The sequence below is a fragment of the Clostridium sp. CM74B_53 genome, from assembly GCF_036318045.1.
Classification (GTDB): domain Bacteria; phylum Bacillota; class Clostridia; order Lachnospirales; family Lachnospiraceae; genus Pilosibacter.
Genome location: NZ_JAWQDE010000009.1, coordinates 12,556 through 30,555, shown reverse-complemented (window position 1 = coordinate 30,555; position 18,000 = coordinate 12,556). Strand labels below are relative to the sequence as shown.

The 18,000-nt window shown below is 51.7% G+C and carries 18 protein-coding genes and 2 tRNA genes; 2 read left to right on the top strand and 18 right to left on the bottom strand.

Annotated features, from left to right (window positions below; all coding sequences use genetic code 11):
- Positions 1-146: 146 nt before the first annotated feature.
- The 14 genes from V2546_RS09210 to V2546_RS09145 form a co-directional block, all read right to left on the bottom strand.
- Positions 147-1,967, bottom strand: a complete 1,821-nt coding sequence (locus V2546_RS09210; RefSeq protein WP_329752133.1) for a bifunctional homocysteine S-methyltransferase/methylenetetrahydrofolate reductase — start codon at positions 1,965-1,967, stop codon at positions 147-149.
- A gap of 208 nt (positions 1,968-2,175) precedes the next feature.
- A tRNA-Gly gene (locus tag V2546_RS09205) sits at positions 2,176-2,246 on the bottom strand.
- A 200-nt stretch (positions 2,247-2,446) separates the two neighbouring features.
- Positions 2,447-2,528 (bottom strand) — tRNA-Tyr (locus tag V2546_RS09200).
- A gap of 122 nt (positions 2,529-2,650) precedes the next feature.
- Positions 2,651-4,711, bottom strand: coding sequence for an alpha-glycosidase (locus tag V2546_RS09195; RefSeq protein WP_329752132.1), 2,061 nt, complete (start codon positions 4,709-4,711; stop codon positions 2,651-2,653).
- Positions 4,712-5,411: 700 nt separating this feature from the next.
- Positions 5,412-7,253, bottom strand: coding sequence for an ATP-dependent zinc metalloprotease FtsH (gene ftsH, locus V2546_RS09190; protein ID WP_329752131.1), 1,842 nt, complete (start codon positions 7,251-7,253; stop codon positions 5,412-5,414).
- Between the two features lie 14 nt (positions 7,254-7,267).
- Complete coding sequence (gene hpt, locus V2546_RS09185) at positions 7,268-7,795, bottom strand: hypoxanthine phosphoribosyltransferase (protein WP_118298322.1); 528 nt, start codon at positions 7,793-7,795, stop codon at positions 7,268-7,270.
- Positions 7,788-9,404: a tRNA lysidine(34) synthetase TilS gene (tilS, locus tag V2546_RS09180; protein WP_329752130.1), complete on the bottom strand. Its 1,617-nt coding sequence runs from the start codon at positions 9,402-9,404 to the stop codon at positions 7,788-7,790. The genes hpt and tilS overlap by 8 nt, the downstream gene beginning before the upstream one ends.
- 198 nt (positions 9,405-9,602) lie before the next feature.
- Positions 9,603-11,027 carry a SpoIIE family protein phosphatase gene (locus V2546_RS09175; protein WP_329752129.1) on the bottom strand — a complete coding sequence of 475 codons (1,425 nt, stop codon included), beginning with the start codon at positions 11,025-11,027 and terminating at the stop codon, positions 9,603-9,605.
- Positions 11,028-11,270: 243 nt separating this feature from the next.
- A complete protein-coding gene (locus V2546_RS09170) occupies positions 11,271-11,600 on the bottom strand; it encodes a septum formation initiator family protein (protein WP_118298325.1) in 330 nt (109 codons plus the stop codon).
- Positions 11,601-11,751: 151 nt separating this feature from the next.
- A complete protein-coding gene (gene yabQ / locus V2546_RS09165; protein ID WP_243106524.1) occupies positions 11,752-12,120 on the bottom strand; it encodes a spore cortex biosynthesis protein YabQ in 369 nt (122 codons plus the stop codon).
- A gap of 124 nt (positions 12,121-12,244) precedes the next feature.
- Complete coding sequence (gene yabP, locus V2546_RS09160; protein WP_118298327.1) at positions 12,245-12,523, bottom strand: sporulation protein YabP; 279 nt, start codon at positions 12,521-12,523, stop codon at positions 12,245-12,247.
- A 185-nt stretch (positions 12,524-12,708) separates the two neighbouring features.
- Positions 12,709-12,948 carry an RNA-binding S4 domain-containing protein gene (locus V2546_RS09155; RefSeq protein ID WP_118298407.1) on the bottom strand — a complete coding sequence of 80 codons (240 nt, stop codon included), beginning with the start codon at positions 12,946-12,948 and terminating at the stop codon, positions 12,709-12,711.
- A 175-nt stretch (positions 12,949-13,123) separates the two neighbouring features.
- Positions 13,124-13,399, bottom strand: coding sequence for an HU family DNA-binding protein (locus V2546_RS09150; RefSeq protein ID WP_015552342.1), 276 nt, complete (start codon positions 13,397-13,399; stop codon positions 13,124-13,126).
- A 197-nt stretch (positions 13,400-13,596) separates the two neighbouring features.
- The gene (locus tag V2546_RS09145; RefSeq protein WP_118298328.1) at positions 13,597-13,989 is read right to left on the bottom strand and encodes a MazG nucleotide pyrophosphohydrolase domain-containing protein; all 393 of its coding nucleotides are present in this window, start codon (positions 13,987-13,989) and stop codon (positions 13,597-13,599) included.
- A 121-nt stretch (positions 13,990-14,110) separates the two neighbouring features.
- Here V2546_RS09145 and spoVT point away from each other — a divergent pair, with 121 nt between their 5' ends.
- Positions 14,111-14,659, top strand: a complete 549-nt coding sequence (gene spoVT / locus V2546_RS09140; RefSeq protein ID WP_118322305.1) for a stage V sporulation protein T — start codon at positions 14,111-14,113, stop codon at positions 14,657-14,659.
- On the opposite strand, the gene V2546_RS09135 is transcribed toward spoVT, so the two are convergent.
- From V2546_RS09135 to V2546_RS09120, 4 genes are all read right to left on the bottom strand, one after another.
- Positions 14,656-15,474, bottom strand: coding sequence for a GntR family transcriptional regulator (locus tag V2546_RS09135; protein ID WP_329752128.1), 819 nt, complete (start codon positions 15,472-15,474; stop codon positions 14,656-14,658). The two genes, spoVT and V2546_RS09135, sit on opposite strands and share 4 nt — an antisense overlap.
- Positions 15,475-16,344, bottom strand: a complete 870-nt coding sequence (locus tag V2546_RS09130; protein WP_215702186.1) for a DMT family transporter — start codon at positions 16,342-16,344, stop codon at positions 15,475-15,477. It lies immediately after the preceding gene.
- Between the two features lie 284 nt (positions 16,345-16,628).
- Positions 16,629-17,069: an FKBP-type peptidyl-prolyl cis-trans isomerase gene (locus tag V2546_RS09125; protein ID WP_243016271.1), complete on the bottom strand. Its 441-nt coding sequence runs from the start codon at positions 17,067-17,069 to the stop codon at positions 16,629-16,631.
- Between the two features lie 267 nt (positions 17,070-17,336).
- Entirely contained in the window at positions 17,337-17,624 is a 288-nt protein-coding gene (locus tag V2546_RS09120) for a helix-turn-helix domain-containing protein (RefSeq protein ID WP_118530296.1), read from the bottom strand.
- Positions 17,625-17,793: 169 nt separating this feature from the next.
- Between V2546_RS09120 and V2546_RS09115 the strand changes: the two genes are divergently transcribed.
- Entirely contained in the window at positions 17,794-17,991 is a 198-nt protein-coding gene (locus V2546_RS09115; protein ID WP_118298333.1) for a helix-turn-helix domain-containing protein, read from the top strand.
- Positions 17,992-18,000 lie beyond the last annotated feature (9 nt).

Below are 18,000 nucleotides of genomic sequence, written 5' to 3'. Positions count from 1 at the left end.
CTGCTGTTTTTACTTTTCTAAAATATCCGTAACTGTTCAGTACCCTCACACCTACGGGAACCTCCCCCGGAGCTTCCCTTCGGATGCATGGCAAGTTACGAGCAAAAATCCATTCCAAATCGGCTTCGCCGATGGGATTTTTGCCTTCAAGCCTGTGTTTTATTACGATCAGCGCAGCAAGTGCGCAGACCTACTGAACAGTTACAAATATCCTTCAACATATAAACCCTGTTGAACGGGAATGAAAAATAATATCCGTCCACGAAGTCCTCCACCAGCTTCATGACTTCCTTCGCAAGCTGGATGCCCACGGCCTCGCCTTCCTTCCGGCTGGCTTTTTCAGGGTATCTCGCGACGATCTCATCCGTCACATTGACGCCCGCGATCTCATTTTTCATGAACATCGCGTTCTTTCTGCTGATGAGCGGCATGATCCCGCAGAGGATCCGCGCCCCGGTCTCATCCTTGATCCGGCGCAGTCTCGCCGCGTCCTCCTCCGTGAATACCGGCTGGGTCAGGAAAAACTCCGCTCCCTCTTCCATCTTCTTCTTTACACGTCCGATCTCCACGTCCAGGTTCTTTCTTCCCTGGTTGATCGCACCACCGTAGCAGAGCGGATTATTCGCGAAAACATCCTCGTTCATCTCCTTCGCGATCTTCATAAGCCCCGTGGAATCCGAGTTGAACACCGCTTTGACCGTCTGTCTCGCCGTCGACGGGATCGGATCTCCCGTGATGATCAGAAAGTTGTAAATATCATTGATGGCAGCTCCCAGAAACAGGGACCGCATCGCGATCGCATTCCTGTCACGACAGCAGATATGCGGCATCACATTTAATCCCGTCGCCTGGCGCACCTTGTTCGCCATGAGGACGGAATCGACTCTCGTTCTTCCGGACGGGGAATCCGGGAATGTGAGGACATCCACGCCTGCATTCTTTAAAAGATGGGCGGATTCCAGGAGTTTCTCATCATCCGCGTCAAACGGCGGCGCCAGCTCGACCGCGATAAGCTTCTTCTCTTTTCTGTTTCCGTTCTTATCATAGAGGAATCCCTGTCTTACCACATGTTCACTCTGTCCGCTGCTCTCCGCCTCTTTTTCCGGAGCGCTTTTCTTCAGGATTCCGTCCCGGGCGGACATTTCACGGATAAATTCCGGATCTGTTCCACAGCAGCCACCGAGAATGTCAGCACCGAGCTCCTGAAGCTCCTTCATCTTCTCCGCAAAATATACCGGAGTGTTGCCAAACTGAAGTTTATTTCTCGTCAAAGTCGGATATCCCGCATTCGGGATCGCCAGCAGGAATTTATCCCCCGGACGTCCCGCTTTTTCCAGGATCTGGCGCATATGAGCCGGTCCCACGCCGCAGTTTAAGCCCACCGCATCGATCTCCAGAACAGCCGCCGCGTCCGCCAAAAGGCGCTTCGCGCTGAGTCCTGCCGCGCTGTAGCCGAACTGGTTCACGGAAAAAGAGACTGCGATGAACATGTCATACTCGGCACGGATCTTTTTGATCGCCGGAAGGATCCCGTCGAGGTCTGCAAACGTCTCAAAGTCCAGGACTTTGACTCCTGTCTCCGCAAACGTCTTTGCGATCTGATAATACTCGTCCGCCGCTGCCGCTGCGTCCTCCGTCCCATTCACCGGGATCGGACCGATATCGCCTGCAATCCAGACGTTCTTCCCGTCCGCCGCGCTCCTTGCGATCTCCACCGCCGCGCGGATGTTCTTCTCAACTTCCGGAAAGCGCTCCTGCAGCGTCTCTGTGTTCGCCGCAAAAGTATTTGTCCGGATAAAATTTGCTCCGGCATTCAGATATTCCTCGTGGATCTTCTTTACTTTCTCCGGGTCCGAGAGATTCGCAAGCTCCGGGATCTCCTGCGTCTGGTATTTTGCTGCAAAGTAAGTGCCGAACGCGCCGTCGGTGATGAGGTTGGTTTCTTTCAGATATTCACGTAAATTCATGCTCGTCCTCCTGGGGGTACTGGGGGGTAAAAAAAGAATGGGCCTTGGCACATTCTCGCGCCGAGCGCGGTCGCTTACGACGATCTTCGTCTTCGCGCGAGTGCGCATCTTAGGCACGCAGGCCTTTTTGTTTAACAGGAAATTCCGACGGAGTTTCCTGTTAAACAAAAAATCGGACCTCTAAATCCAGAGGTCCGACGCTTCAAAAAGCGGGTGATGGGAATCGAACCCACGTATCCAGCTTGGAAGGCTGGTGTTCTACCATTGAACTACACCCGCGTATAAACAATGAGAGGCAGCTGCTGATATGAAAAAATTTTCGTTGGGAGCTCGCTCACATAAGAAAATTTTCTCATATCAGCAGCTATCGCCGTTGCAAACGGCAATTATGGAGCGCAGCTCCATAATACCTCGGAGCCACCCTAATCATCGTCCCATTCCCTTGACATTCTCATCTCTTCAGGTCTTTGCTACCAAAATGGGCGGAGGTGGATTCGAACCACCGAAGCAAGTTGCAGCAGATTTACAGTCTGTCCCCTTTGGCCACTCGGGAATCCGCCCATATCATTCTGACAAGTCAAAATGATACCATACATCGATTCAAAAATCAAGCATTTTTTATGACCAAATGCCCTTGAAAACACTGCGTATTACAGTCCCGGCACACGCACCATGATCGCCATCTACTCGCCTTTACTCCCAATAAAGATCATCGCCCCATTCGCCGCGATCTCCACTTCCATCACACCGTCCGTCACCGGATACCGCACAGTGCCCGCGTTGTACCGCTCCGCATCCGTCGCCATCACGCGGTCCATAAAATCGCCGTTCACTTCCGCTTCCCACACCGGAATCCGGATTCTCTGGGAATAATCCTCACTGTTCACAACGACAACTCCCTGGCCGTCCGCATCAAAACGTCCATACGCGATCACACCATTCTCCGCCAGCAGCGGCTTTAACGCCCCGCATCGGAACGCCGGAGTCCTGTTCCGGATCCCCGTGAGATACCGGTGAAATTCCGTGAGTTCCAGGTCTTCCTTTCCCCAGGGGAATGTTCTCCGGTTATCCGGGTCCGTCCAGCCAAAGACGCCAGCCTCATCACCGTAATAGATCGTCGGTGCCCCCGGCCATGTCATCTGGATCATCGCGCCGGAGCGGAAGGTTCCGTAATTCACGCCGATCTCCGCTTTCTCCGCATCCTCCGGCTTATAAAGCCGTCCCACGACGCGGTTCGTCCTCGTGAGGAATCGCGAATGGTCATGGTTTGAAAGTTCATTCATCGCCGCATAGAGAGATCCCGTCTGCATCCGGCTCATGTTGGAGAGCATGGAGCACATGAACGCCTGACTGTTGTGCAGAAGGTGGTCATCCTTCCGCTCGCTGTGCTTTTCCAGACCGGTCAGGAACCAGGATACCGGTTCCATGAACGCGTCATAATTCATCACCGTATCCCACTGGTCCCCGGAAAGCCATGTTGTGGCATCCCCGTAATGTTCCGCCAGGATCAGCGCGTCCGGATTCGCCTCCTTTACGACCTTCCGGAAATCTCTCCAGAACCGGTGGTTCATCTCCGGCGAATGACTGAGATCCGCCGCCACATCGAGACGCCAGCCATCGATCGAGTACGGCGGGGAAAGCCACCGTTTCGCGATATCGAGCACATACTGATACAGCTTTTCCGATCCCTCATAATTTAATTTCGGCAGCGTGTTATGTCCCCACCAGCCTTCGTAGGAGTCATTGTCCGGCCAGCCGTTCGCATCCTTAAACAGAAAGAAATCCCGGTACGGACTGTCCGCTGAGAGGTATGCACCCGGCTCATACCCGCCGTCCTTCTCATAGATCTTCTCACGGTCCATCCACTTGTTGAAAGACCCGCAGTGATTAAAAACTCCGTCCAAGATGATCCGCATGCCCCGCTTGTGGACTTCCTGCACAAAACGGGCAAAAAACGCATCACTCGCCGCCAGGTTCTCCCGGTCGGAGGTCCGCACGGAATACCGCTTCGCATTGCGGTTATCCGACGCATCCGCCGCCACAAGTTCCCCTTCATCCTTCACGATCACCCCGTAATGAGGATCGATATGTTCATAATCCTGGCAGTCATACTTGTGATTCGACGGGGACACAAACACCGGGCTCAGGTAGAGCACTTCCACCTTCAGGCTCTGCAAATAGTCGAGTTTGTCCCAGATTCCCTGGATGTCGCCGCCGTAAAACCGGTCCACATCAAGGACGGAAAGCTGCTCATTCCATTTTTCCACCTTCGTCACCGGAAATCCGATGTAGACATATTCGTCTCCCAGGACATCGTTCGTCGGATCCCCGTTATTAAACCGATCCACGAAGATCTGGTACATCAGGGCGCCTTTCGCCCACTCCGGTACATGGAATCCAGGTGTGATCACAAACGGAGCGTCCATCCCTCCCGGCTCCGACACACCGAGGCGGTTATAGTGACAGACTTCGTCTCCTTTTACAACCTCAAAATCATATATCAACGGGGTCTCCCCCAGTTGGATCGTTCTCTCATAAAAATCAAATCTTCCGGCCGTCTCCGCCTTCTCAAGCTCCAGCCGCCTGCACTCATTCCGGTTTCCGCCATCACGGATCACCGCGTATACATGGTCCACGTCCCCGGCCCCGGTCCGGAATCTTATCTTAACATTCTCCCCGCACTCCGGCTCTTCCGGGATGCGGTACTCTCTCGTTCCATCGCTGAAAAGTGCCGCCTTCAACATTTTGAATGGCCTCCTTGTTGGTCTGATGCAGCCTCTCTTGCGATATCCGGGCTGCATTTTCTGTATCTGTTCTCACTCATTTCTCACAAATGTTATTATACAGGATTATATCCCCATTTGCACGTTTTTTCTGAAAGTTCACTCCGGCGATCCTCAAAAACTGTTTTTGCAGATTAAAAAGAATGTGCCTCGGCACATTCGGGCGCCTCGCGCGGTCGCTTGCGACAACCTTCATCTTCGCGCGAGTGCGCATCTTAGGCACGCAGTGCCTTTTAGGTTAACCGGAAGTTCCATCGGAATTTCCGGTTAACCTAAAAATCTGAAGCTCCCGCACGGCACAGCAGGATCCTCAGATTTTTTCTTTAAAAATGGGCAGAAAGAAAGCCAGCGGGGGGAACCACTGGCTTTCTTCCGGAAAAGGTATTATGTCTCTTATGGGGTATAGCAAAAACTATATAATGTATTGGGGGGTTACGAGTAGTAATATAGCATAGGAGTCCGGATAAGTGTGCACAAACATTTAAAAACATGAAAATTTTTTTTGTTCATATTGCCACCGCCCCGGTTTTCTTTGTGCATTTTTGTTATTGTAAGTAAAAAATCGACGTTTGCCTGCATTTCTTTTGCACAAACGTCGATTTACTTAAGTTTCTAAAATTTTCTGTTGTGAGATCTTCTGTCGGGGTGCAAATCCGAAACCTTACTCTAACTCCGTCTTCTCCGTTCCCTCAACGAACAGGCTGTCAAACTCTTCCTGTCCGATCTTTTCCTTTTCGATCAGAAGAGCGGCACACTTATGAAGGATGTCCTCATGTGCCAGGATGATCTCCTTCGCCTTCGCATAGCACTCATCGATGATCCTCTTGACCTCGCTGTCGATATCGGAAGCAACACGCTCACCGTAAGATCTCGTATGCGCCAGATCTCTTCCGATGAAGACTTCGTCATCGTCGCTGCCGTAGTTGATCATTCCGAGCTTCTCAGACATTCCGTACTGGGTTACCATCGCGCGGGCGATCGCAGATGCCTGCTTGATATCCTGGGATGCCCCCGTCGTCACGTCTCCGAAGATGATCTCCTCCGCGATCCGGCCGCCGAGAGAAACCATAATGGTCTCCAGCATCTTATTCTTTGTGTTGAACATCTCGTCCTTCTCAGGAAGCGGCATCGTATATCCTGCCGCGCCCATTCCGGTCGGGATGATGGAGATCGTGTGGACCGGTCCGACATCCGGGAGTTCATGGAACAGGATTGCATGACCTGTCTCATGGTAAGCTGTGATCTTCTTTTCTTTCTCGGAGATCACCTTGCTCTTCTTCTCCGCGCCGATACCGACTTTGACGAACGCCTGCTCGATATCAGCCTGGAGAATATAGCGGCGCGCCTGCTTTGCCGCAAGGATCGCAGCCTCGTTTAAGAGGTTTTCCAGATCTGCTCCGGTAAATCCGGCCGTCGTCTGTGCTACTTTCTCTAAGTTCACATCGTCGCCCAGCGGTTTTTCCTTCGAGTGGACCTTTAAGATCTCCTCGCGTCCGCGGATATCCGGTTTTCCGACTCCGACTTTCCGGTCGAAACGGCCCGGACGCAGGATCGCCGGATCCAGGATGTCCACGCGGTTTGTCGCCGCCATCACGATAATTCCTTCATTGACTCCGAAACCATCCATCTCAACGAGGAGCTGGTTTAATGTCTGCTCACGCTCGTCATGTCCGCCGCCCATACCGGTACCGCGGCGTCTCGCAACGGCATCGATCTCATCGATAAAGACGATGCACGGAGCGTTTTTCTTCGCGTCCTCAAAAAGATCGCGTACACGGGAAGCGCCGACGCCGACGAACATCTCGACGAAATCTGATCCGGAGATCGAAAAGAACGGAACTCCTGCCTCACCGGCAACCGCCTTCGCGAGAAGTGTCTTACCGGTTCCCGGAGGTCCTACCAAGATCACGCCCTTCGGGATCCTGGCACCGACATCCGTATATTTCTTCGGATTTTTCAGGAAATCAACGATCTCTTCCAATTCTTCCTTCTCCTCCTCGAGTCCTGCGACCTTGGAGAAATTCACGGAATTCGTCCGGCTCATCTTCGCGCGGCTCTTTCCAAAATTCATCATCTTGGAGTTTCCGCCGCCGCCCCCGCCGACTCTCGCGTTCATGAACATAAACATGAACATGATCACGACGGCGCTCAAAGCGACCGGGATAATGACAGACATCAGGTAGTTCTCCTGTGGGACATTCTCAACGACGTAGTCGATGGAATTGTCCTGGAGAAGTTTTTCCGCGTCCTTGACATCGGATACTGCAACCGTTACCCGGTCCCCGCTCTTTAAGAGGATATCCAGGGTACCTGTCGGCGGCTGCTGGTTCTGATTGATCTCCACGGATTCGATCGTCTTATTCTCGACGGCCACCATAAATTCCTGGTGGGTCATCTCCTGGCTGAATAAGCTCCCCTGGCTCGTCAGGCTGGACGCGAACATGATGAGCGCGATCACAAGCAGGACAAGGCCAAGTCCGCGGAACTGCTGGTTCTGTTTCAACTTGGGGTGCCTCCTTACTGCTGCTCCACAACGCCGATGAACGGAAGGTTGCGGTATTTCTGGTCATAATCGAGGCCATAGCCTACAACGAACTCATCCGGGATCGTAAAGCAGGTGTAATCAACCTTCACCTGTTTCTTGACACGGCGCTCCGGTTTGTCGAGCAGTGTGCATAAGTGGATGGAATTCGGATTTCTCTTGTGTAAGATATCGATCAGGTATGCGAGAGTCCGTCCGGAATCGATAATATCTTCGACGATCAGGACATTCTTTCCCTCTAACGGCTGATCTAAGTCTTTTACGATCTTTACAACGCCGGAAGATTGGGTTCCGCTTCCGTAGCTGGATACGGACATAAAGTCAAGCGTTACCGGAACGGTCAGGCGTTTTGCGAGCTCGCAGGTAAAGAATACGCCGCCCTTTAAGATGCAGATCAGGTGAACTTCTTTTCCTTCATAATCCTTATTGATCTGGTCCGCGATCTCTTTGATCCGCTTGTCTACTTCTTCTTCACTTAATAATACACGAATTTTATCAGCCATGGTCTTCTCCTTTGCAATTCCAGATGCCTGCTCTCCCACCGCCGTCTTCCGACCGGTCTCCCCCGTCAGGCAGGATCATCTCCGCCTCCAGGACACGTTCAGTCTCATCTGTTATTTTATAATAATCACTGATCCGGTATCCGATCACCCATAATATATGGTCTCCGTCCGCCAGGACCGGAATTCGGTCCCGCTCTTTTTCCGGGATCTTTTCATCGATCATAAACCTTCCGAGCTTCTTTTTCCCTCCGCCGGAAAGTGTGAAATAATCCCCGTTTTTCCTGTATCGTATGGATAATCCATCTTTTATTTTATCATAGTCAAACCATTTCGTATACTGGTTTTTCGGAATTTCCAGTTCTTTTTTCCGTTGGGCGACATGAAGGCGAATCATGGTCGGACCGAGCTGCAGGATCTTTCTCTCTCCCGCTTCCGGATCGATCTTCTTTTTTTCTGTATCCAAAAGCGCTTCGCAGGATAAAGTTTTCAGACCTGCCATTTTCACCTCTGTGCATTCCAGGTCCTCTGCATTTTTCCTGAACTTATAGGCCGAAATGTCCCCAGTCTTCTCTCTTCTTTCTCCCACCTGGCACACTTTCCGGATCTCCAATGTCTCATACCCGCGGACCGCCTGCAGACCATACGGAAGGTCCGCAATACAGCCGCCGCCCGGACCGGAAAGATCCATGACCAGCCGGATGTGACGCTCCGTGATGTCTTTCGCCTTCCCGGCAGCATTTAAGATCATTCGGCGGATGATGTAGGTTTTTAAGATTTCGGGCTGGAGATCAAGGATTTCGGTGCGGATCTTTACAGAATTTCCGGTTTGGCTCTTTTCCTTCCGCTCACTTTCCCTTAAGACCCGCTCCGCTTCCGCCTCGAAATACGCATCCGCTTTGGCAGCAAACTCCGACACCGCCAGGATATGTTCCGCCGCCCGGCTGTTGATATTCTCCGTCACCCAGGGCAGGAGCTCGTTGCGGATCTTATTTCTTGTGTAATCATTCTCCTTATTTGTGGAATCTTCACACCAGGAATGTTCCCGTGATGTCAGGTATTCCTCGATCTCTTTCCGGGAGACGCATAATAATGGGCGGATGATCTCCTCTCTCACCGGCCGGATTCCCGAGAGCCCGGGAAGTCCGCTCCCGCGGAAGAGATTTAAGAGCACCGTCTCCGCATCATCGTCCTCATGATGGGCGACGGCGATCTTCGCACAGCCGTATTTTTCCGCCGTCTCCTTCAGATGGCGGTAGCGCAGGATCCGCCCGGCTTCCTCCGTCGACAACCCGTGATCCGCGGCATATGATCCTACTTTCTCATGCACCACGGTAAGCGGAACCCCCATCCGCCCGCAGAGTTTCTCCACAAACCGCTCATCCCGGTCCGCCTCCGCGCCGCGGATCCCGTGGTTCATATGAAACGCAAAGACATGGATCCCAAGTTCTGCTGCCAGTTCACACAAAAGCAGTAACAGGCAGACGGAATCCGCGCCGCCCGATACCGCCGCCAGGGCCCTGTCTCCCCGGTCTGTCATATGATTTTTTCTCATAAAGGCAAGAACCTTCTGCCGGAACCGACCGATTCCTGCATTCATTTTTTCGTTCATTTTTTTCTCCGTTTTTCTTTTATCGCATTGATCCTATCTCTTCATCCTCAGCTTTCCCGGATTTTCACCATTCATCATACGACGGATCCATCCTGTTCCAACCTGGTCTATGAAGTTTTTCACCTGCGCTTTTACGCTCAGATCAGTAAACCCGCCTTCTGAGGGCAGCTTCCATTTCCAAATTCTTCCCGCCGCGTATCACCCGTAGATCCCGCCGACCAGCACCGTCATGTCATCACGCGGCTCTCCCTCAAACGACAGCGCAAACGTCAGGATCATCTCCGCCGTCTCCTGCACACCGGCGTCGGGCAGCCCGTCGAGGAAATCCCGGAAAGTCTGCTCCTTTTCCGCCCCCGGCATCGCATCGAGAACACCGTCGCTCACCAGGATGATCTTGTCCCCGTCCCAGAGTTTCCGCGATATCATCACCGGCTCCACGGGATTCAATACTCCTGCTGGAACCGTCTCCGACTCCAGGATCTCCGCCTCCCCGCCGGATCTCCGGTCCGGCAGGAGAAAGGACGCCGCCGCCCCGAGTTTCATCATCTCCAGAACGCCCGTGTAAAGATTTACAAGTCCCAGATCCAGCGTCGCCGGCCGGTCGCCCATCCCGCTCAGCAAAAGCACCGTATTGATCAGCTTCAGCGTCGATCTCGCGGAGAATCCCGTGTCGAGAAGCTGTTCCGCGAGCTCCATGACCCGCCCGCTGTCCGCTCCCGCCGCCGGTCCGCTCCCCATTCCGTCTGAGAGGCTCAAAGCAACCTGCCCTGGGAGTGTGTTCCGGAACATATAGTTGTCGCCGGAGACCTCTTCTCCCTCTTTCGGGGTCCTCGCAGCTCCAAACAACAGCCGGTAATTTCCTTTCTCGATCAGGCGCACCGTGGAAGTTTTTCTTGTGACCAGCGTCTTTCCGTTCCGCGATGGGACAAACTCCGCTCCGGCAGCCTGTCCGAACAGCGCCGCCATGTCCTTCACAGTTACACAGCGCCCGTTTGCTGTCCGCACCGTAAGGAATGCTTCCCGTCTTCCGTCCCCATACTTCAGGACCAGCATGTCCTCCAATGCAATCCTGCGTTTCCGGAATGCAGACCGGACCGCTGGGATCAGCGTCTCCGTCACGTCCGCCGCCTGCTCCATCTGTCCGGAAAACTCCCCGAGGATCCCCGCCATCTCCTCAAACTGCAGCATGACTGCGTCCCGGCTCTCGAGGAACCGGTTCTTCCAGGCGAGATTCATCGTGGAGCGTCCGAGACTCCGGTTCAATTCTCTGAGATAATCCGTCTTTTTCCGACACCTGTCCAGAAACTCCCTGGGCATGTCCGGGTACTCCAGCGCACCTTTTTTCTCGAATGCGCGGAGCAGATAATATAGGAAATAATGTTCCCCGTCCTGTTCATCCAGGCCCTCCTGCTTCATGCCGCACCTGTCGCAGCTCCCACAGACCATTGATGCCGCCGATTCCAGCGCCGCGATCCCGTCCTCTCTGGAAAGTCCCGGATCTTCACCGGAATTTTTCATGATCTTTGCGAGCTGCCCCAGTGAATCCGAGATCTCCGCGAGTCTTTCCGCCGCATATCCCCCGGCTCCGGACAACTTTCTATGTATCTCCCGATCTCCAAACACAAAAATTCCCTCCTAACCTGCGTACCCTGTCACGAAAGACCATCCAGGTCTCCATGACCAGCCAAACGACGCGGAATACGCCATTTTATTATATGCAGGCAGGCGGGAAATATTTGTCGGATTCCCGTATTCAGTTTTTAAAAATTTACGACATCATCTGCGCTGATTTGAGCCAGACATTCATCCACTGTCATTTTACAGATGATGCGGCATACAAGTCTTTCAGATGATCCGCCATGAACATCAGTTGGATTCATCCGCTTTAAAAAGGATCTCATCCTTATTTACAAGTCCCAGTTTTTCTTTTGCGACTTTCTCGATATACTGTTTCGTCTGGACATACACACGGTACTCTTCGAGTTCGGCGGCTCGCGCCTCCTCCTTCGCCAACGTCTTCTCGAGTGCCTGTTCCCGCGCCTGGTATTCCAGATCACGTTCTCTCAGGGAAGTTCCGCCGATATGGACAACCACAGCAAGGCTTCCTACGACCACCGTGATCCCGATCAGCGCCATCCGGTTACCCAGACTGTTTCTCGATCTTCTTTTGTTCCGTCTGTTCCGGTTTTCTCCCATGACTCCTCGCTTCCTTCTTGATCTTGCCTTCTATCCTGATCAACCGGTCCATTCCGTTTCCCGTGCATGAACGCTCACATTCATGACAGGCAATCCATTTTCCTGTGGATTTTCCACACTCCCACATGTTTCCGGGAATGACCTTTTATTTCTACATTTCAGACTGCCTGTTTCTTCTCTTTTCTGAGGCAGTCTTTCTTTTAATTTTATACCATTTTTTCAGCTTTTTCAATAGGTGGAACACATTCCTGCTGATGATTTTATCATAAAAGATCATGCCGAAAAACACGCAGGCGATCACATAGGCACGGACGATCCCGCTGTTCTCATAAAACAGCAGAAGAAAGGTCATGACAGCTGCGCAGATCCAGTAAAAAAAGTCCTCGATCCCCGTCCAGACCAGCCCGTGCGGAACAAAAAAGCGGAACCATCTTAACAGATCATAGCTTGCCATCAGAATGCATCCCAGCACGAAACTCATCCAGACAAGTCTCACTTCCATGGCAAGATATGTGCTCACTCTGCGATTCCTCCACAATTAAAAATCCATTCCGCATCGGCTTCGCCGATGGGATTTTTGCCTTCCACCCCATGTTTTATTACGGTCAGCGCAGTAAATCTGCAGACCTACTGAATCGTTACCATTATTTAAACAGTTTCGCCCAGAAGCTTCCCCCGCTCTTCGTGCCGCCGCCCGCCGAGTACACAAGGCTGTCCGTCCTGCCCTCAATGTCGATCTCGCCCTTTTCCAGGCTCAGCCTGTTCACATGGAGGTCTTTCCCCTTGATGGTCAGAAGTCCCATGTCCGTGTCCAGCACGATGGTATTCTCATCGAACGAGATCACATCCAGGATCCCCGTGAGATTTCCCTGATCCCGGTTATTCAAAACGATCTTATGTGCCATTCCCGGATTCTCTTCCATAAAGCACCTCCCGCATGTAAATCTGCCGCAAGCGACCACGCCCGACGCAAAAATGCGCCGGCGTACATTCTCTTTTATATATATGATGGGAATAAAAATTTATGCCCACAGGCAGCGATCTCCGGGATGCCTTTTTCCCGGGGCATAAAGAAAACCTCACAGACTTATCGCCGTGAGGTTCCTTATTAAATATATTCGAACATTTCCTTCGTATCTTCCTTGCGGATCGTCTCCTGCACACTCGTCACACGCACCTTCACGGCCTTTGTTCCGAATGCGACCTCGATCACATCCCCGACCTTCACTTCCGCGCTGGCTCTCGCGACCTTGTCATTTAACATGACACGACCGCTGTCGCACGCCTCGTTTGCCACGGTTCTCCGCTTGATGATACGGGATACTTTCAGATATTTGTCTAACCGCATAACTGCTCCTTTTCGCGGCGATACCGCCGCCAGAATTCCTGCTGCCCGCCCCGGGCGGACACGTTTTCCCGGAAACAATAACCCCTCCGCAACGCACGTTCGCATCACAGAGGGGATTCACATGACCCGTCGCGATCAGGTCAAATTTATAAGTCAGTTCATTCCGAAAACAGAATTAAGCGTTTACCATATCCTTTAAAGCCTTACCAGCTTTGAATTTCGGGTTCTTGGAAGCTGCGATTGTGATCTTCTCACCTGTAAGCGGGTTTCTTCCCTCTCTTGCTTCTCTCTCGGATACTTCGAATGTACCGAAACCAACTAACTGTACTTTCTCACCTTTAACTAACTCTGCTGCAATAACATCTGTGAAAGCCTTCAGTGCCTTCTCAGCATCTTTCTTGGAAAGTTCTGCCTGCTCAGCAACTGCTGCGATTAATTCTGTCTTGTTCATTTGTTTTATTTCCTCCTAAAATTCATTTCAAAACCCGCGGACAAAGCCTGCCCGAAGGACCTTTGCATTGCACTCTTACATTTATATATGTTTCTGCATTCTTTGTCAAGGAGTTTTGCCCGATTTTACCGTGTTTTTCAGCGTTTTTCCCTTCCCGTACACACGTCTTCCCGGACATGCACAGGAACCGCATTTTGTCAATGCTTTCCGGCTTTTTTCTTCATTTCCCGTTCCTGTTTTTTGATCGCTTCCCAGAGATCTTTCTCATCCTCGACCTCCGGAATTTCACCTCCGAAGATCCTCGGATGACGGCGGATCATCTTCTCGCAGATCCCATTTACCACATCATCCACGGTGAAATTTCCGCGCTCCGCCTCGATCTCACTGTGGAACATGACCTGGAACAGGACATCCCCGAGCTCCTCACAGAGATTTTCCGTATCCCCGCTATCGATCGCCTCCAGCACCTCCGCACATTCCTCCACGAGATGCTTTTTTAGCGTCTCATGATCCTGCGCCCGGTCCCAGGGACAGCCGTCCTCTGCACGCAGCGTCTTCATGATCTGCTTTAAATCTTCAAACGTATACATGATGATTTCCTCATTTCTTTTTCATTTTTGCGATGTATAAATTCACCCTGTTTCCACATACTACCCATAAGGCACACAATATGGGAAACATGGTATGTGATATGCAGGAGGAATAAACGTTATGAAAGCTACTGGAATTGTAAGAAGAATCGATGATCTCGGCCGTGTAGTCGTCCCAAAGGAAATCCGGCGGACTCTGCGTCTCCGGGAGGGAACTCCGCTTGAGATCTTTACCGACCGTGAGGGAGAGATCATTCTGAAAAAATACTCACCGATGATGGAACTGAACGCGTTCGCAGGTCAGTACGCGGACGCGATGGCCCAGTCGACCGGGCTTCTCGTATGCATCACGGACCGGGACCAGGTAGTCGCGGCGGCGGGCGGAGCGAAAAAGGATTTTTTCCAAAAACCGATCAGCCGGGCGCTGGAGCATGTGATCCAGGAACGCACCGTCATCCAGGCAGGAAAAGAGGACCGAAACTTCACGCCTGTAACCGACGATGACGGGGACAGCATCACAGCCCAGGTGATCACACCGATCATCTGCGAAGGCGACGCCATCGGAGCCGTCATTATCATGAGCCGGGAGCCGCGCGCAAAATTTTCAGATCCGGAACTGCGCCTGGCGGCAACAGCTGCCGGTTTCCTCGGGCGGCAGATGGAAAGCTAAGGAAGCGCCGGGATCTCAAACGTCAGGAATTTCATCCCCTGATAAAGCTTTGAAGCGGTTGTCGTGACTGCGAGAACCTTTTTTCCTCTGCGGACGACCGTATCCCAGAAAAAAAGCGGCATTCCGGCAGGACCATCCCCTTCTCCGGTCATCATGGAGACATCAATATCTCCCGTGAGCTCCGGCTGAAGATAGATGTCCACGCCCGTCGGCTTCTCCGGGAAATTCCGGCTGATATAATCATGGATCAGGCTGGTCGATAATTCCGCACAGTCGAAGGTGTGTCCGCCGCATACAGACAGCGGGATATAAGTAAAATCCATCTCCGAAGTCTTCCCGCCATCCTTGATACAGCGGACGATCTGGTAGACATAGCTTCCCGCGTCAAGACCGAGCTTCCGGCATAGAACGGGATCCGCAGAGATGATCCTGTTCTCCAGGAGCGTGTGCGGTTTCTGTTCCGCTTTTTCCGGTGAAGCAAGCCGTATCCCGCCGCCGAAAGCAATCGTTCTCGATGCGGAAGCGGCGGAGCCAGCCTGCGCGGCCGAAAAACCATCCGTCTCTTCCGAAATTTCCGGGTCGTCCCTCCTTACAAAGGTCCCCTTTCCCTGTCTGCGGACGAGGATCCCGCGGGCGGTAAGCTCTTTGATCGCGGTCGTGACCGTGATCCGGCTCACCCCGAACATCCGGACAAGCTCCGCTTCCGATGGGATCCGGTCACCTGTCTTCAGACGGCCATTCCGGATCTCGCTTATAATATGATCTTCGATCTGTACATATTTCGGGGTGTAGAGTTTCTTGTCATCCGACTCCACTTACTTCGCCTCTTTCTTTTTCGAGTTTCCATAAATATACACCATAATGGAAGCGATCGCAACCAGGGCGCCGCCAAGGATCGAGGTATGTTTTACAGGCTCTCCGAGAACCACTGCTCCGAGAAGAATGCTGAACAGGATTCCGGAATAATTGTAGATACTGATCTCGGATGCCGGAGCAAAACGGTATGCGTATGTGATAAATACCTGTCCGAAAGAGCCGAAGAGACTGATCAGCATCAGGAGCAGGAACTGGCGCAGATCCGGCATGACAAAGTTTCCGATCACGAACGGCAGGGAGCCAAACACGCTGAATGTAGAAAAGTGCATGATGACGGTAATTCCATCGACTTTTCCTTTAAAATACCCTAAAAACGTGTACGCAATTCCCGATGTGATCGCGGAAAGGAGCGCAACGATCAGCGGAAACGGATCAGACTGGAAGCTCGGACGGAATACGATGAATGCGCCGAGCACAGACAGGACCAGCGCCGGGATCTGGATCGAGGAAAGCTTCTCCTTCATGAACACAGCTGCAAGCAGAGTCACGAAGATCGGAGAGAGCTTATTTAACACTGTGACATCGCCCTGCGCCGCATGGCTGGATGCGTAGAACAGGGTAATCAGCCCAAGGAATCCGAAGAACGAACGGCCAAAGAGATACGGCTGATACTTTTTCGGACCATAATAAGAACCATGTTTCTTCCGGATAATGAAGAAAGAAACGATCAGGATGAAGAGATTGCGGACGCAGATCTGCTCCATCGTCGGAATTTCCCGGCTCATGCGGACAACCACCTGCATGGACGCAAAGGAAAGTGCGGACAGGATCATAAAGAGGATGCCCTTTTGTTTTTGTGTGATATTCATGATGTCCTCCTGAAAATTTAATAAAGAAGTTCGTTCCCTGACACATGAAAATTTTTCTCAATTATCATGTTGACATGTCAAGTTGTGTGGCATATGCAAGTATACACCTGTCTGTGTCTTTCGTCAATTCCTGTCTCCTCGTGACCACCTGCAGCCGGTTCACGCTTCTTGGGAATCTGCTTTCGGCTGCCGGTTTCATCGAAATTCCCTTCTGATCTGGAATGGGGATACAAAATGAGCTGCCGCACGTTAATGCGACAGCCCTTTCACACGATCTTACTTTTTTATTTTACTTCCACCAGCTCGATCTTAAAGTTCAGCTCTTTTCCTGCCATCTCATGGTTCGCGTCGAGAGTGATCATCTTCTCATCTTTTGCGGTAACCGTTACCGGGAACGGCTGGCCGCTCTGGTTTGTAAGGTATACCTTCTGGCCGACTTCCAGGTCCTCAGAACCCGGGAGATTTGCGATCTCAAGTGTGAGGATCGCGTTCGGATTCGGCATTCCGTAAGCTTCCTCCGGCATCAGATGGATCTCTTTGATCTCGCCGACTTCCATATCTGCGACAGCCGCATCAAATCCTTTGATCATCTGGCCTGCACCGCATACGAACTCCAGCGGCTCTCCACGATCGTAGGAAGAGTCAAACTGTGTACCGTCGTTAAAAGTTCCTCTGTAATGGGTCCGGCATGTCTTTCCGACATTGCGTCCTGTCATCGTATCCATTTTAAGTTCCTCCAATATTCTCTGTGAGTAACTTTCCAGCGCCTTCACGATTTCCCGGCAAAACTATCTTCCGGATTCGCTGCATAGGTCTGCTGAATCATTATCTCCATGATCTTTAATCTCATTCAGTATACCCGGTAAAGAGAATATTAGCAACCGATTTTCCGCGTCTTCTCACATCCTGAAAATTCCGTTCTCACAAAATCCATGGCTTTGATCCAGGCTGTCGGATCTTCCAGCCGCAGATTACCGCCCATCAAGATCCGTTCAGCCCTGTCTGTTCTTTTTCCTTTCCAGTTCTTTCTCCTTCTGCCGCTCCTCTTCCAGTCCCGGAGACCACAGCGGCTCCTCATTCTCATCGAACACGATCTCCATCACATCCTCAACGCGGCAGTCCAGTATCCTGCACAAAGTTTCTACGGTATGAGTTGAAATATATAAATTTTTCCGCAGTCTGTTCAACTGACCGTTGCTGATCCCGTATGTCTTGATCAGGCGGTACTGGCTGATCCCTTTTCTCTGCATTGTCTCCCATAATCTCGTATATTTAACCATACTGTTTCCTCCTTTGTATCATTGAGCACCGTCGTTGTCTGCAATTCCTGTCAACATCCGAAAGAATCCGGCTTTTTTCCTTATATTTTCACAAATTTCCGACAATATCTTCTATTCTCTACTATGGCGGCTCTTTCGCCGCATTATATAAGGAAAGGAGGCATTCCTCATGATCGATTACAGTCCACTCTGGAACACCTTAAGATCAAAGCACATCAGCCAGTATCGCCTGGTCCGCAGCTATCATTTCAGCTCCGGCCAGCTTCAGCGTATCCGGAAGAATGAGCATATCTCCACTCATACTCTGGAAACTCTGTGCAGGATCTTAAACTGCAGTGTCGCAGACATCGTACGCATCTCATTTTGAGCCCGGCGA

Excerpts from the sequence above, each read along its gene's own strand:
- V2546_RS09210 (WP_329752133.1), bottom strand. The coding sequence starts at position 1,967 with ATGAATTTACGTGAATATCTGAAAGAAACCAACCTCATCACCGACGGC.
- V2546_RS09195 (WP_329752132.1), bottom strand. The coding sequence starts at position 4,711 with ATGTTGAAGGCGGCACTTTTCAGCGATGGAACGAGAGAGTACCGCATC.
- hpt (WP_118298322.1), bottom strand. The coding sequence starts at position 7,795 with ATGGCTGATAAAATTCGTGTATTATTAAGTGAAGAAGAAGTAGACAAG.
- tilS (WP_329752130.1), bottom strand. The coding sequence starts at position 9,404 with ATGAACGAAAAAATGAATGCAGGAATCGGTCGGTTCCGGCAGAAGGTT.
- V2546_RS09170 (WP_118298325.1), bottom strand. The coding sequence starts at position 11,600 with ATGGGAGAAAACCGGAACAGACGGAACAAAAGAAGATCGAGAAACAGT.
- yabP (WP_118298327.1), bottom strand. The coding sequence starts at position 12,523 with ATGGAAGAGAATCCGGGAATGGCACATAAGATCGTTTTGAATAACCGG.
- V2546_RS09155 (WP_118298407.1), bottom strand. The coding sequence starts at position 12,948 with ATGCGGTTAGACAAATATCTGAAAGTATCCCGTATCATCAAGCGGAGA.
- V2546_RS09150 (WP_015552342.1), bottom strand. The coding sequence starts at position 13,399 with ATGAACAAGACAGAATTAATCGCAGCAGTTGCTGAGCAGGCAGAACTT.
- V2546_RS09145 (WP_118298328.1), bottom strand. The coding sequence starts at position 13,989 with ATGTATACGTTTGAAGATTTAAAGCAGATCATGAAGACGCTGCGTGCA.
- spoVT (WP_118322305.1), top strand. The coding sequence starts at position 14,111 with ATGAAAGCTACTGGAATTGTAAGAAGAATCGATGATCTCGGCCGTGTA.
- V2546_RS09130 (WP_215702186.1), bottom strand. The coding sequence starts at position 16,344 with ATGAATATCACACAAAAACAAAAGGGCATCCTCTTTATGATCCTGTCC.
- V2546_RS09125 (WP_243016271.1), bottom strand. The coding sequence starts at position 17,069 with ATGGATACGATGACAGGACGCAATGTCGGAAAGACATGCCGGACCCAT.
- V2546_RS09120 (WP_118530296.1), bottom strand. The coding sequence starts at position 17,624 with ATGGTTAAATATACGAGATTATGGGAGACAATGCAGAGAAAAGGGATC.
- V2546_RS09115 (WP_118298333.1), top strand. The coding sequence starts at position 17,794 with ATGATCGATTACAGTCCACTCTGGAACACCTTAAGATCAAAGCACATC.